This window comes from Streptomyces pyxinae, from assembly GCF_024756275.1.
In the GTDB taxonomy this organism is placed as follows: domain Bacteria; phylum Actinomycetota; class Actinomycetes; order Streptomycetales; family Streptomycetaceae; genus Streptomyces; species Streptomyces pyxinae.
This window is the reverse complement of record NZ_JANUGQ010000028.1, coordinates 43834-57269: the sequence shown is the minus strand read 5'-3', so window position 1 is coordinate 57269 and position 13436 is coordinate 43834. Positions and strand designations below refer to the sequence as shown.

The following is a 13436-nucleotide window of genomic DNA, read 5'->3' as shown; positions in this document are numbered from 1 at the left end:
GCTGCCGCGGGTGCCGGCGCCCGAAGTGCCCTCCGTGCCGGGGGAGTCGATCGCCTGAGAGGTCACTTGCCATCTCCGTACAGCTGTTTCACCAGCGAGGACAGCACCTGGTCGGTGCGCGGGCCGTAGTTGAGCAGGACGCCGTCGTCCACCGCGACCACCCGGCGGTCGGCGCCGGCCGGGGTCTCCGCGACGCCCGGGATCTTCACCAGACCGTCCACACCGCCGACCGACTCAAGTCCCTTGGTCATCACCAGGATCGCGTCCGGCGCGGCCTTGGCGAGCGCCTCGCTGGTGATGGCGGTGAAGTCCTTGATGAGCCCGGACGCCTTGCCCGCGTCCACCGCCCCGGCCGCCTCCAGCAGCGAACTGGCCCCGGACTCCCGGCCGCCGAGCAGATAGACCGAGGCCGAGCCGCGCAGATAGAGGAAGGCCACGCGCGGCCGGTCGGTGCGGGCGGGGATCTTCTTCCGTACCGCCGCGATCCGTCCGTCGGTGCGCTTCTTGAGCGCGGCGCCCGCCGCCGGGACGCCCAGCGCCCGGGCCACCGTCTCGATCCGGGTGTCCACATCGGCCAGGGACTTGGCGGGCGGGACCACCACCAGCGGCACGCCCGCGTCCCGGATCTGGGCGATCGCCTCGACCGGCCCGGTGGTGGTGTCGGCCAGCACCACGGTCGGCTTCAGCGACAGCACGCTCTCGGCCGACACGTCGTGGGCGCGGGTGACCACCGGGAGCCCGGCCGCCTGCTCGAAGGTGGCGGTGATGTCCCGGGCCACCACCCGCTTGCCGAGGCCCAGGGTGAAGACGATCTCGTTGAGCGAGCCGGTGAGCGGCACGATCCGGTCGGCCGAGGCGACGGTGACCGGACTGCCGTCGGCCGAGGCCACGGTGACCGGCAGAGCGGGCGCGGGCGTCCCGGCCAGCGGCTCCACCCGGTCGGGCGGGGCGGCCGCACGGGCCCCGGCGCTCCCGGCCGGGCCCGTACCGCCGCCGTCGCCGTTTCCACCGCAGCCGGTCGCGGCGAGGGCGAGGGCGAGGGCCGCCGCCAACGCGGTGGCGAGGCGGGTTCTGAGCACCGGGAGCACCGTCCTGTCGTAGTCGTAGTCGTAGTCGTAGTCGTAGTCGTCATCGGCATCCGTCGTCGTCTCGTCGTCCGTCGTCGCGCCGCCGGGCACGGGTCCGGAAATGCCGCGACCGCGCCACGGAAACGCCGCGGCCGCAGTACCGGAAACGCCGTCGAGACGCCGCAGCCGTGCCTCCGGAACGCCGCAGACGTGCCGCGGAAGTGCCGCACACTCCCCGCGGTCGGCCCGCCGCCGGAAGCTGTCCGGAACGGGCCTCCGGAGGGCTGTTCCGGATTGCGCGGAGGTAGTTTAGGTTAGCCTTACCTTGCTCGCTAGCCCTTCGAGGGGACCCCCATGCTGCCGTTGTCCGGATCGGTGCGCCTCCGTGTCCGCGCCCTCGCCGTCGCCCTGCTCGCGGCGCTCCCGGTGGCCCTGCTGCCGGCCGCCACGGCACGGGCGGAGGACCGTACGGTGCGAGGCGGCCGGCTCGACTGGGGCATCAAGTCCTCGTTCCAGAGCTACGTCACCGGGCCCATCGCCCACGGGAACTTCAGCCTCACCGGGGGCGCCGCCACGGTCGGCGGCAGCCAGTTCCGGTTCCACTCCGCCCGGGGCTCCTACGACCCGGCCACCGGCGCCTTCGAGGCGGCCTTCGGCGGGGGCGTCCACTTCACCGGCCACCGGAAACCGGACGGCGGCAATGAACTCGACCTCACCATCAGCCGGCCCCGGGTCCGGATATCCGGCGGCAGCGGCACCCTCTACGCCGACATGGTCAGCAGGGCCAGGGGCAGCGGGCGGTTCACCACCACCTCCCAGGTGCCCTTCGCCTCGCTGAACCTGTCCGGAATCGACATGCGCGGCGGCGGCTCCCCGGTCGCCCTCTCCACCGTGCCCGCCGCCCTCACCGCCGACGGCGCCAAGGCGTTCGCCGGTTACTACACGGCCGGCACCGCGCTCGACCCGGTCTCCCTCTCGGTCGACGTCACGGCGCCCGCCGGCCCGTCCTCGTCCGCGCCCTCCCCCTCATCCACCGCCGGGCCGTCCGCCTCTGCCGCCGCCTCCGCTTCCGCCTCGCCGGGGACGAGTGGCTCGGCCGCCCCGGGGGCCTTCCGGGACGCGGCCGTGGACTGGGGGGTGCGCCGCACCTTCCGGGAGTACGTCACCGGCGCCATCGCCCGGGGCGAGTGGACCCTGGCCGGGGGCGCCCAGGACGGCGGTGCGCTCTTCCGCTTCCCGCGCGGCACCGGCGCGTACGACGCCAAGTCCGGTGTTCTGGACGCCCGATTCACCGGCAGCGTCCGCTTCACCGGCAAGCAGCTCGACCTGACCCTCGCCGCCGTCGCCGTGCGGGTGAAGGACGGCAAGGGCACGCTGAGCGCGGACGTCACCGGTGGGGGCCGTACCGAGAAGGCCGTGCCCCTGGTCACCTTCACGGCCGGTGATTTCACGCCGAAGAACGGACTCGCCGTCATCACCGAGGCGCCCGCCGTGCTGACCGCGCCCGGCGCCAGGGCGTTCGGCTCCCTCTACCGGGCGGGCACCGCCATGGACCCGGTCTCACTGGCCGTCGCCACCGACGCCAGGGCCGCCCTGCCGGCCCTGCCGGACCTGGGCAGCGACACCACCGCGTCCCCCGCCGCCACCGGTCCGTCCACCACCGCGAGCCCCGCCGCCCCGGCCTCCGCGCCCGCCGCCTCCGGTTCGTCCGCCGTCCCCGTGGCCGCCTGTGTCGCGGGTGGCGCCGGGGTACTGGCCCTGGCCGCCCTCGCCGCCTACCTGGTCCGGCGCCGCCGCACCCCCGCCCCCGCCACGGAAACCGATGGCCCCGGCACCGCCACCACCACCGACGACACCGGCACCGGCACCGCCGGCTGACCCCCGACGGCCCGGGCCGAAGCGCCGCCCACCCCCGATCCGAGGAGAACAACGACCATGCGTCCCATCGCCCTTGCCGCCGCCGTCGCCACGGCGGCCGCGCTCGGCGCCACCGCCCTCACCCTTCCGGCCGCCGCCGCCCCCGGTGGCGCCCCGGCGGTGGAGCTCAAGGACGGCACCCTGGACTGGGGCATCAAAGAGTCCTTCCGCACGTACGTGGTGACCTTCGGCGCCGGCAAGATCGAGACCGCCGACGGGGCCACCCAGAGCGCCGGCAACGGCCCGTTCGGATTCGCCCAGGGCACCGGCACCTACGACATGGCCACCCACGGCATCTCCACCGCTTTCAAGGGCAGCGTCCGGTTCCTGGCCCACGAGGGCAAGCTGGACCTGAAGTTCAGCGATCTGAAGCTGAAGACCAAGGGCCCGGCCGACCCGACCGGTGAGATCACCGCCGATGTGGTCGGCAAGGACATGCAGGGCAACGCGTTCGACAAGGACGACGCCGCCATCGCCACGCTCGACACCACCGGCATCAAGACGGAGAACGGCGCCGACGGCAGCATCGCGCTCAAGAACATCCCGGCCAAACTGACCAAGACGGGCGCCGAGATATTCGGCAACTACCCGGAGGGCACCCCGCTCGACCCGGCGACCGTCACGGTCAAGCCGGCCACCGGCGGTGGCCAGACCGGCGGTCAGACGGGCGGCCAGACCGGCGGTTCCACCACGGCCGGCGGTACGACCTCCGGCGCGGGCGGCTCCACGTCCGGCGCGGGCGGCTCCACCACGGCGGGCGGCACGACCTCCGGCGGCGGTACGGCCACCTCCGGCGGTTCCACCGGCGGCGGTTCCACCACCACCGGCGGCGGTTCCACCACCACCGGCGGCTCCGGCACCAAGCCGGCTCCCCAGCCCGCCGCCATTCTCTCCGGCAAGCTGACCTGGGGCGTCCGGGCCTCCTGGCGGAACTACGTCACCACCATGTGCGGCGGCACCATCACCCCATCGGCCGGCGCCACCAAGAACGGCTCCGTCTACGACTTCCGCTTCACCAAGGCCACCCTGGACGGCAAGGCCAAGAAGGTGGACGCCGCCTTCGACGGCACCCTGCGCTTCGCCTGCGCCGGGCACGGCATCGACTGGAAGATCAGCGACCTGAAGATCCGGGCGACCGGCGCCAAGGGCACCCTGGTCGCGGACGTCGCCAACGGCAAGACCGCCTTCAACGACATCGCGTTCGCCGACCTCGACCTCACCAAGGCCGACTGGACCGCCAAGAACGGTGTGGTGACCCTCAAGGACCTGCCCGCCAAGTTCACCGCCGCCGGGGCGGCCACCTTCGCCATGCCCGGGGGCAGCTCCCCGTACAAGCCGGGCGAGACCATCGACCCGGTGACGGTGGCGCTCTCCACCGGCAAGAACACCCCGCTGCCGCCCACCGGTTCGGCCTCCTCCGGCTCAACCGGTTCCGGCGCGGGCACCGGTGGCTCCGGCGCCACCGCAGGGACCGGCGGCTCCGGCTCCACCACCGGCGGTGGCACGGTCGGCGGCGGCACGGGCGGCAGTGTCGGCGGCGGTGCCGCCGCCATGGGCGACTCCGGTGCCCTCGCGGAGACCGGTGCCGGCATCTCGGCGGGCGCGGCCCTGACCGCCGCCGCGGCGACCGCGGCGGCCGGCGGAGCCGTGGTCTTCGCGGTCCGCCGCCGGCGCCAGACCGCCTGACGACCCGCTCCGGACCCGTCCGCCGTACGACCGGAGCCCGTCGGCGGACGGGTCCGGAGCGCCCGGCCCGGCCCCGCACCCGCGGGGCCGGGCCCTTTCCGTTGCCCGGGCCCAGGGCGCACCCTGCCCGGCTCCGGAGGGAGCCCCGCCCCCGGAGGGCACCCCTCCCGGAGGGCACCCCTTCCCGAGGAAGCCCACTCCCGGACGGCACCCCTCCCGGACGGCACCCCTCCCGGACGGCACCCCTCCCGGACGGCACCCCTCCCGGAGGGCATACCCCCGGAGGGCACCCGGGCGGACCCCCACCCCCCGCCCGAAGTGCTTGAATGGCCCGGTGAAGCAACACCCCACCGCCGCCGATGTGCTGGAGGTTCTCGCCGTCTTCTGCGGCCCCGACGGGCGGCACGGCAATCCGCTCGGTGTCGTCCGGGACGGCCGTACCTGCCCCGACGAGGCGTCCCGACAGGCGCTGGCCAAGCAACTCGGCTACAGCGAGACGGTGTTCGTGGACGACCCCGAGCGCGGCGCCCTCGACATCTACGCCCCGGGGGAGCGGCTCCCGTTCGCCGGGCATCCGCTGGTCGGCACCGCCTGGCTGCTCGATCTGGAAGTGCTGAACCCGCCGGTGGGCGAGGTGTGGGCGCGGGACGACGGCGAGTTCACCTGGATCACCGCCCGCCCCGAGTGGGCCCCGCCCCGCACCCTGCGGCAGTACGCCTCCGCCGCCGAGGTGGAGGCGCTGGAGGTCCCGCCGCCGGGCAGCTGGATCTACGCCTGGGCCTGGGAGGACGAGGCGGCCGGCCGGGTCCGTGCCCGGGGCTTCCCGGGGCGCGGCGACGGCGTGCCGGAGGACGAGGCGACCGGCGCGGCGGCCCTGCTGCTCACGGCCGCGCTGGGCCGGGCGCTCAACATCACACAGGGCCGGGGGTCGCAGCTGCTGACCGCCCCCGGCCCCGACGGCACGGCCGAACTCGGCGGCCGGGTGCGGTTGCTGAGCCCCGGCCGCCGGTCCCTCACGCGCTGAGCGGGAACTCGCTCCCCAGCTCCCGGAAGACCGCGCCGTTGTAGTCGAAGGCGCGCTTGCACTCGTCGATGACCCGCTGCTTCTCCAGGTCGTCGGCGTCGATCCCGTCCAGCAGCTCGCGGTAACCGCGCTTGAACGCCGCCGGGTTGTCGATCGCCTCGAAGACGTAGAACCGCACGCCGTCGCCCTTGCGCGCGAAGCCCCAGGTGCGCTCGGCCCGGTCCCGGATGATCTGCCCGCCGGAGAGGTCGCCCAGGTAGCGGGTGTAGTGGTGGGCGATGTACCCGGCCGACCAGGTGCGGGCGCACTCCTCGACCCGGTCCGCGTACGCCTCCGTGGCCGGCAGCGGCGACAGCCCGGCGCGCCAGTCGGCCCCGCGCAGATGGGCCAGGTCCCGCTCCAGCTCGGCGGTGCGGAACAGCTCGGGCCGGATGAACGGCCCGGCGACCGGGTCGTCCGCCAGCGCCGCCGCCGCGCCCTCCAGGGCCCGGTAGACGAACCACAGCTGCTCGGTGTAGCGGGCGTACGCCTCGACGCCCAGGCGCCCGCCGAGCAGGTCGCTCATGAAGGAGGAGTTCTCCGCCTCGGTGTGCTGCTGGTGCGAGGCCGTGCGGATGAGCGTCGAGAACGGGGTGACAGTGGCGCTGGCGTCCAAGGCGGGCCTCCGGGGACCGAGGGATACGGGACAGCGGTACGGAGCAGGCCCGACGGCAGCGGAACGCCGTGGAGGGCAGCCCCGGCCGCCGTCACCGCCGATCCTCCTACTTAGGCTTACCTAAGTCAACCGCTTCCCGACGTCCTGTCGGCAAAGACGCTACCCCTCTCGCCGGCCCCGGCAACCCGAACGGCCGAAATCCCCCGGCGCCCGGCCTCGGCCCGTACCGGACGGCGGCACGGGCCCCGGACAGGGCCGGGACGGACTCGGGGCAGGCCCGGGGAAGTGCTCAGGGGACTGAGAACAGGATCGGGGCGGGCTCAGGGCAGGGTCAGGATCTCCGCCCCCGTCTCCGTCACCACCAGCGTGTGCTCGAACTGGGCGGTCCGCTTCCGGTCCTTGGTCACCACCGTCCAGCCGTCCTCCCACATGTCGTACTCATGGGTGCCCAGCGTCAGCATCGGCTCGATGGTGAACGTCATCCCCGGCTGGATCACGGTCGTGTGGTGGGGGGAGTCGTAGTGCGGGACGATCAGCCCCGAGTGGAACGACGAGTTGATCCCGTGCCCGGTGAAGTCGCGCACCACGCCGTAGCCGAAGCGCTTGGCGTACGACTCGATGACCCGCCCGATGATGTTGATCTGCCGCCCCGGCCGGACCGCCTTGATCGCGCGGTTCAGCGACTCCCGGGTCCGCTCCACCAGCAGCCGGGACTCCTCGTCCACCTCGCCGCAGAGATAGGTGGCGTTGTTGTCGCCGTGCACCCCGTCGATGTACGCCGTGACGTCCAGGTTCACGATGTCGCCGTCGCGCAGCACGGTGGAGTCCGGGATGCCGTGGCAGATCACCTCGTTCACCGAGGAGCAGAGCGACTTCGGGAAACCCCGGTAGCCGAGCGTGGAGGGGTAAGCCCCGTGGTCGCACATGTACTCGTGGGCCACCCGGTCCAGCTCGTCCGTGGTGACGCCGGGCGCGATGTGCTTGGCGGCCTCCTCCATCGCCCGGGCCGCGATGCGCCCCGCGACGCGCATGCGCTCGACGGTGTCGGAGTCCTGGACCTCGGAGCCGGTGTACGGCTTGGGCGCCGGCCTCCCCACGTACTCGGGACGGCGGATGGATCCGGGAACGGAACGGAGCGGGGAGATCTCCCCGGGCACGAGCAGTGACTGGCCAGACATGCCAGCGAGTTTAACCAGCGCTGGTGGGGCACCATGGCGGCAGAGGAAGGAGGCCGCCATGGCCCTGTTCAAGAAGCGTACGGCCGGCAAAGCGGGCGAGTACTACTACTGCCTGAAGCACGGCACGGTCGAGGAGGGCCCCGAGTGCCGCGCCGCCGACCGCTTCGGCCCCTACGCCACCCGCCAGGAGGCCGCCCACGCCATGGAGACCGCCCGCGAGCGCAACCAGGAATGGGAGAACGACCCCCGCTGGCAGGAGAAGAAGTAACTCCCGCCCCGACCCGGTGCCCCCCTGGCTGCGAGCTGTGCCGAGGCGCGAGACCCGGATGGGGACACTCCCTCAATTCAAGCTCAAATCGATAAAAGAAGCTTGATCGCCGCCGTGCGATGTGGGATTGTCCTGGCGGCGGTGAAGGCAGGGGTGAGGTGAAGCGGAATTCCGTCTTCGGGGGGCGACTTTGCGCCATGATACTCATGGCGCAAAGTCGACTGTATGTCGGAGATTGCGGTCTGCTTCCTATCCCCTGTCATCTCACCGCGCCAAGTGCAGTCGATTCAACGAGGGGGAACGGTGTCGTCCAGACGCTTATTTGAAGGACAGCGTACGAGACTGCTGGGTGGGGTTTGCGTCGGTGCGCTGCTGGCTGTCGGAGCGTCGCCCGGTGCCATTGCTTCGGAAAATGACGCGGCGGACAGCCCGAAGAGCTGTTATTCAAGCGTCACCACCTATGTGCTGGAAGATGCGCCCGCGTCCGCTCCGGCGACGCCCGGGGCCGCAACCCGCACATTGCGTAAATACGTGGACTGGAATCCGCGGAGCGCCGGTGCCGACGGAACTCTGATCGACACGGCGGACACGGCCTCGGTACCGGCCTCGAGCCGACTGATCGCCGGTAACAAGGGTGCGATCTACGAAATCACCGGAGGGTCCGGCGGGGGCGGTCTCAGGCTGCACCGGGACATGACGGGCAGCGGGGGGAGCTTGTTGACCCCGAGATACAACTTCAAGCAGAACCCCGACCAGCCATGGGGCACCTTCGAGAAGATCTGGGCAGACACCGAGGGAAATGTCCTGGCGATCGACGCCGGGGGAAACCTCGACCTCTATCAGATCGTTTATCCGTCGTCCGGAACCACGGCGAGCATGGCGCGGAAGGCGCGGCTCCTGGCGACAGACCCGGCTCTGACCGAGCTGCGCAAGTCCTCGAAGGTCTGGTCGGTGGGCGCCCAGGTGTACGGCTTGCGTGACGGAGAAGTCCGGTCCTGGCCGTACTCGTTCACCGGCGGGGCGCTTTCGCTGGGCGCCGCGGTGGTCATCGCCTCCGGTCTGACGGACGCCAAGAGCGCGTGGAGTCCCGGTCCCGGCACGGTCTACACACACTCCGGGCCCAGCGGGCAGACGCCCGGAAGCCGTGATTACGCCGGTGTGGTCAAGGGATTCACCGGTGCCCCGTCGTCGCTGTCCCTCGCGAGGGACGAGGTACGGGTGGGCATCTTCGGTGAGGTACTGGTCAACGCCGTTCCTTGTCTCGTCGAAGCTCCGGAGGATGCCAGGCCCTCCGTGGGCCCCGAACCGGACGAGGCAACCGTCCCGGAGGCTCCCCCGGCCCCCGCTCCGCAACCGAAGCCCACGGGCCCCGCGAAGGTGTCGGGGAAGTTCGTCCTCGGGGACGGCAGTCCGGCCGCCGACCTGCCTGTGACGATCGAGGCCGCGGATGTTCGCCAGGACAGCGACTCCGCGATGAACCTGCCCGATCTTGGTGTGGTGCGCACGGGTGCCGACGGGGCGTGGTCACTGACGCTGCCGGATCCGCTGCCGGCGGATATCCAGAAGGCGGCGGACGACAACGGCGGCGCGCTGAATGTCATCGCCCGCACCGAGGGAACCACGACTTCGGGCGTGGCCATGTTCGGTACGGTCAGCTTGACCGCGGCGCCGGAGGCGCCGAGCACGGGGAAACCCACCGCGTTCGCGGCGTCGGTGGCCTCCGATTCGGCCGAGCCGACCGCGCTCCTGCCTCTGCTCGCCGCCGACGCCCCGGGCAACTCACCCTTTTCGGCCACGGAGGCGCAGACAGCCGACACCTACGCCGCTGAACATGACAGGCTCACTGTCGCGACGGACGAGCCGACACCCACCTGGCAGAGCGATCGCGGTCCCGCGCCGGCGAGCTACGACCCGTATCTGGTGAAGGGCGCGGACATCCGCTCCGAGAAGGTGGTGCCGTACCGGACGCGCAGCCAGTGCGAGTGGTTCGCGTTCCGTGAGTCCAGCCGCATCGCTTACACGGTGGTCGGCGAGGGCCATGCCTACTGGGATGCTCGTTCGCAGGTCGAGTACTCAAACAAACTGTCCAGCCAGTTCGACGTGGCCATCAGTCATGGCTCGAACTGGACGGTGAGCGGAAAGGTCGCGCGTGGCTCGTCCATGGGCGTCACCACTTCCCATGCCTACCGAGGCCCTTACTACTCGAAGCAGTGGATGGTGCCCATCGAGTATTCGAAGGAACGATGGGAGCAGTACTGCGGCGAGCTTCCCAAGCTGAAGGGAAAGTACTGGCGAATAGCTCCCGGCGGGTACAAAATCCCGCAGGGCGGGGCCACCGCCAAGATCGGTAAGGACGTCATGAGCAAGGACGGGCCTCGTAACTACGCCACGTCGCGCCCCGAATATCGGGCCATTGCGGTGCGTGACAGCTACTGGGGGCTGCTGTGGGGCCGGAGCTCCAAGACCGAGAGAGCGGCAACTGTGTACGGGATCACGTTGGGCGCTTCAACGTCTTATGACAGTGATCACGCTCAGCGCATCTATGCCGGCAAGGCGCGGCGTGCTCATTATATTTGGGGGAGGGGTGGGCGTCTGTATGAGAATCCGGGGATGTTCCATTCCAATTAGGCTGTGCGTCGCTGCGGTTGGTCTTCTGCTTGCCGCATGTTCCGGGCCTTCCGTTGATTCGGAAGGCCGGGAGAACGGCAGTCTTCTCTTGGCCGAGAGCGGGATGTCCCAAGGTCTGTCGGGGGTTGAGAGGGCCCACGTCGGAGAGGAGTGGTGGTTCGCGCTTCCCGTGCCGGTCAATACCTCTTCCAAGGACATTCGGGTGACCGGGGTGCGAGTGGTGGAAGTGCCGGACGGTCTCCAGGTGGCGGGGTACGGGGCCTTCAAACTCAAGGACACACAGGGGCTCTACCTGTTGTCGAGAGAGGGAGAGGAGGAAACCCCGAAGTTCGACCGGCTGAAGGATTATTTCAACCAGCCGGTCACCGTGCGGGCGAAGAACAGCAGTGACATCTATTACCTCGTCCGGCTGAAGGTGAAGGGCCGGGTGACGGGCAACGTCAAGGGCTGCCGGTTCGAGTACGAGCAGGGCTCGCGGCGCTACACGCAGACGCTGAGGTGTGAGGCCGAGATCAGGCTCGCGCGCCGGAAGTGACCGGCCGCGGGGTGCCGCACCGGGCACGTGGGCGCGGCACCCCGCTGTTTCGCGGGCTCACACCGCCGCGGCGGCCTTGCGGCGCTGGGCGTCCTCGTCGGTGTGGGCGTCGTAGGTGACCAGCTTGGGGAGGACGGCCGCCAGCAGGGCGACCGAGGCCACGCAGACCAGGCCGCCGCCCCAGACCGCCGGGCGGGTGCCGGTCCAGCCGGCCATGGCACCGGCCCGCACCTGGCCCAGCTGCGGGCCGGTGCTGTAGGAGAGGGTCTCGATGCCGGCCAGCCGGCCGCGCAGGGCGTCGGGGATCGTCTGGTTCCAGATGGTGGAGCGGCCGAGACCGCTGAGCATGTCGCCGGCGCCCGCCAGGGCCAGGCAGAGCAGGACCAGCCAGACGTTGGAGAACCAGCCGGCCGCCGCCACCGCCGCGCCCCAGCCGGCCGCCCCGCACACCACCAGCAGCCCGTGGCGGCGGATCCGCGAGGTCCAGCCGCTGGTCAGGCTCAGCAGCAGCGAGCCCACCGAACCGGCGGCGTACATCAGCCCGAGCGCCCAGTCGGCGTTCAGCTCGTCGGCGAGGAACGGGAAGATCGTGTTCGGGAAGGCGAAGATCATGGCGGCGAAGTCCACCGCGTACGTCCCGAGCAGCACCGGCCGCGACCAGGCGTACCGGGCGCCCTCCGCGATCCCGCGCAGCGACGGCCGCTCGGTGGCCAGGTTCGGCGGCGCCGGGGTGAGCCGCAGACAGAGCAGCACCGATATGACGAAGAAGGCCACGGTCACCGCGTAGGCGGGGGCGTGACCCGCGTAGGCGACCAGCAGACCCGCGACCGCCGGGCCCGCGATCATGCCCATCTGCCAGCGCACCGCGTTCAGCGCGGCGGCGGCCGTCTGCTGCTCATGCGGGACGATCTTGGCGAGCAGCGCGTCGAGAGCGGGCCGCTGGAGGCCGGCCAGCGCCGAGACCCCGCCCGCGACCACATAGAGCGGCCAGAGCAGCGGCTCCGACAGCAGGGCGTTGACCAGCAGCAGCGCGGCGAGCAGTCCGAGACCGGTCTCGGTGCCCACGATGACCTTGCGGCGGTCCGCCGAGTCGGCCAGGGCGCCCCCGTACAGCCCGAAGACGATCAGCGGGACGAGCTCCACCGCGCCCATCGCCCCCACCGCGAGCGGTGATCCGGTCAGGTCCTTGATCTGGAGCGGCAGCGCCACCATGGCGAGGGAGCTGCCGAAGTAGGTGATCAGGCCCTGTACCCAGAGCACTCGGAAGTCCCGTGAGGAACGCCAGGGGGAGAGATCGGGGAGTACGGCGGAGAGCTTCGAGGTCACGGCCGACCATGCTGCGTCGGCCCGCCCCGCCACGGCAACCCGATTATCACCGGAGACCGTAGGGTCGGGGCCATGACTACTGCGACCACCGCATCCAACAGCCCCGCCCGCAAGGATCCCTGGGACCTGCCCGATGTCTCGGACCTGGTCGTCGGCGTGCTCGGCGGCACCGGAGACCAGGGGCGTGGGCTCGCGTACCGGTTCGCCCGGGCCGGCCAGAAAGTGATCATCGGCTCCCGGTCGGCCGAGCGCGCCGAGGCGGCCGCCGCCGAGCTGGGCCGGGGCGTCGAGGGGGCGGACAACGCCGAGTGCGCCCGCCGCAGCGACGTGGTGATCGTCGCCGTGCCCTGGGACGGCCACCGGGCGACGCTGGAATCCCTGCGCGAGGAACTGGCCGGGAAGCTCGTCGTCGACTGCGTCAACCCGCTCGGCTTCGACAAGAAGGGTGCCTACGCGCTCAAACCCGAGGAGGGCAGCGCCGCCGAACAGGCCGCCGCCCTGCTGCCGGAGTCGCGGGTCGCGGCGGCCTTCCACCACCTCTCGGCGGTACTGCTCCAGGACGAGACGCTGGAGGCCATCGACACCGATGTGATGGTGCTGGGCGAGTCCCGGGCCGACACCGACGTGGTCCAGGCGCTGGCCGGCCGGATCACCGGGATGCGCGGGGTCTACGCCGGCCGGCTCCGCAACGCCCACCAGGTCGAGTCGCTGGTGGCCAATCTGATCTCGGTCAACCGCCGCTACCAGGCGCACGCGGGCCTGCGCGTCACCGACGTACAGAAGTAGCCCCCGGCCCCGGGGCCGGAGGAGTCCGGCCGGACCGGCTCCGGGGGCGGGCGGGGCATGGGGGACACTGGTCGGGCACATCCGCCGTTTCAGCCGTAACCGGACAGGAGCCGACCCCCATGCCCCGCCTCGCTCTGTACGCCCTCGCCGTCTGCGTGCTCGCCGTCGCCGCGGCCGTGATCTCCTTCGTCCAGGGCACCTGGCTGGGCATCGTCTGGGTGCTGCTGGCCGGGGTCTCCTCCAACATGGCCTGGTACTACTACAAGCGCGGCCCGCGCGTCACCCGCTGACGCCCCCGCGGAGCCGGTCCCGCTTCCGGTCCCGGCCCAGGTGTCGACCCAGTCCCTGTCCGGGTTCCGTTTCCCG

The 13436-nt window shown here is 71.6% G+C and carries 12 protein-coding genes; 8 read left to right on the top strand and 4 right to left on the bottom strand.

The window, feature by feature from the left end:
• Positions 1–62 precede the first annotated feature (62 nt).
• Positions 63–1088: a heme/hemin ABC transporter substrate-binding protein gene (locus NX801_RS25520; protein ID WP_258790280.1), complete on the bottom strand. Its 1026-nt coding sequence runs from the start codon at positions 1086–1088 to the stop codon at positions 63–65.
• Positions 1089–1421: 333 nt separating this feature from the next.
• On the opposite strand from NX801_RS25520, the gene NX801_RS25515 reads away from it, so the two are divergent.
• The 3 genes from NX801_RS25515 (at position 1422) to NX801_RS25505 (ending at position 5694) form a co-directional block, all read left to right on the top strand.
• Entirely contained in the window at positions 1422–2945 is a 1524-nt protein-coding gene (locus tag NX801_RS25515) for an HtaA domain-containing protein (protein ID WP_258790256.1), read from the top strand.
• A gap of 57 nt (positions 2946–3002) precedes the next feature.
• Complete coding sequence (locus NX801_RS25510; protein ID WP_258790255.1) at positions 3003–4670, top strand: HtaA domain-containing protein; 1668 nt, start codon at positions 3003–3005, stop codon at positions 4668–4670.
• A 334-nt stretch (positions 4671–5004) separates the two neighbouring features.
• Positions 5005–5694 carry a PhzF family phenazine biosynthesis protein gene (locus tag NX801_RS25505; RefSeq protein WP_258790254.1) on the top strand — a complete coding sequence of 230 codons (690 nt, stop codon included), beginning with the start codon at positions 5005–5007 and terminating at the stop codon, positions 5692–5694.
• Here NX801_RS25505 and NX801_RS25500 read toward each other — a convergent pair.
• The gene (locus tag NX801_RS25500) at positions 5684–6349 is read right to left on the bottom strand and encodes a biliverdin-producing heme oxygenase (RefSeq protein ID WP_258790253.1); all 666 of its coding nucleotides are present in this window, start codon (positions 6347–6349) and stop codon (positions 5684–5686) included. The genes NX801_RS25505 and NX801_RS25500 overlap by 11 nt on opposite strands.
• Positions 6350–6669: 320 nt before the next feature.
• Positions 6670–7527: a type I methionyl aminopeptidase gene (map, locus tag NX801_RS25495; protein ID WP_258790252.1), complete on the bottom strand. Its 858-nt coding sequence runs from the start codon at positions 7525–7527 to the stop codon at positions 6670–6672.
• Positions 7528–7585: 58 nt separating this feature from the next.
• Between map and NX801_RS25490 the strand changes: the two genes are divergently transcribed.
• The 3 genes from NX801_RS25490 to NX801_RS25480 all read left to right on the top strand — a co-directional run bounded on the left by NX801_RS25490 (position 7586) and on the right by NX801_RS25480 (position 10958).
• On the top strand, positions 7586–7795 hold the full coding sequence (locus NX801_RS25490) for a hypothetical protein (RefSeq protein WP_258790251.1): 210 nt from the start codon (positions 7586–7588) through the stop codon (positions 7793–7795).
• Between the two features lie 225 nt (positions 7796–8020).
• Positions 8021–10423 carry a hypothetical protein gene (locus NX801_RS25485; protein ID WP_258790250.1) on the top strand — a complete coding sequence of 801 codons (2403 nt, stop codon included), beginning with the start codon at positions 8021–8023 and terminating at the stop codon, positions 10421–10423.
• A 103-nt stretch (positions 10424–10526) separates the two neighbouring features.
• A complete protein-coding gene (locus tag NX801_RS25480; protein ID WP_258790249.1) occupies positions 10527–10958 on the top strand; it encodes a hypothetical protein in 432 nt (143 codons plus the stop codon).
• Between the two features lie 57 nt (positions 10959–11015).
• Here NX801_RS25480 and NX801_RS25475 read toward each other — a convergent pair whose 3' ends face one another.
• A complete protein-coding gene (locus NX801_RS25475; protein WP_258790248.1) occupies positions 11016–12284 on the bottom strand; it encodes an MFS transporter in 1269 nt (422 codons plus the stop codon).
• A gap of 72 nt (positions 12285–12356) precedes the next feature.
• On the opposite strand from NX801_RS25475, the gene npdG reads away from it, so the two are divergent.
• Positions 12357–13070, top strand: a complete 714-nt coding sequence (gene npdG / locus NX801_RS25470; protein WP_258790247.1) for an NADPH-dependent F420 reductase — start codon at positions 12357–12359, stop codon at positions 13068–13070.
• Between the two features lie 119 nt (positions 13071–13189).
• Positions 13190–13360 carry a hypothetical protein gene (locus NX801_RS25465; RefSeq protein WP_258790246.1) on the top strand — a complete coding sequence of 57 codons (171 nt, stop codon included), beginning with the start codon at positions 13190–13192 and terminating at the stop codon, positions 13358–13360.
• Positions 13361–13436 lie beyond the last annotated feature (76 nt).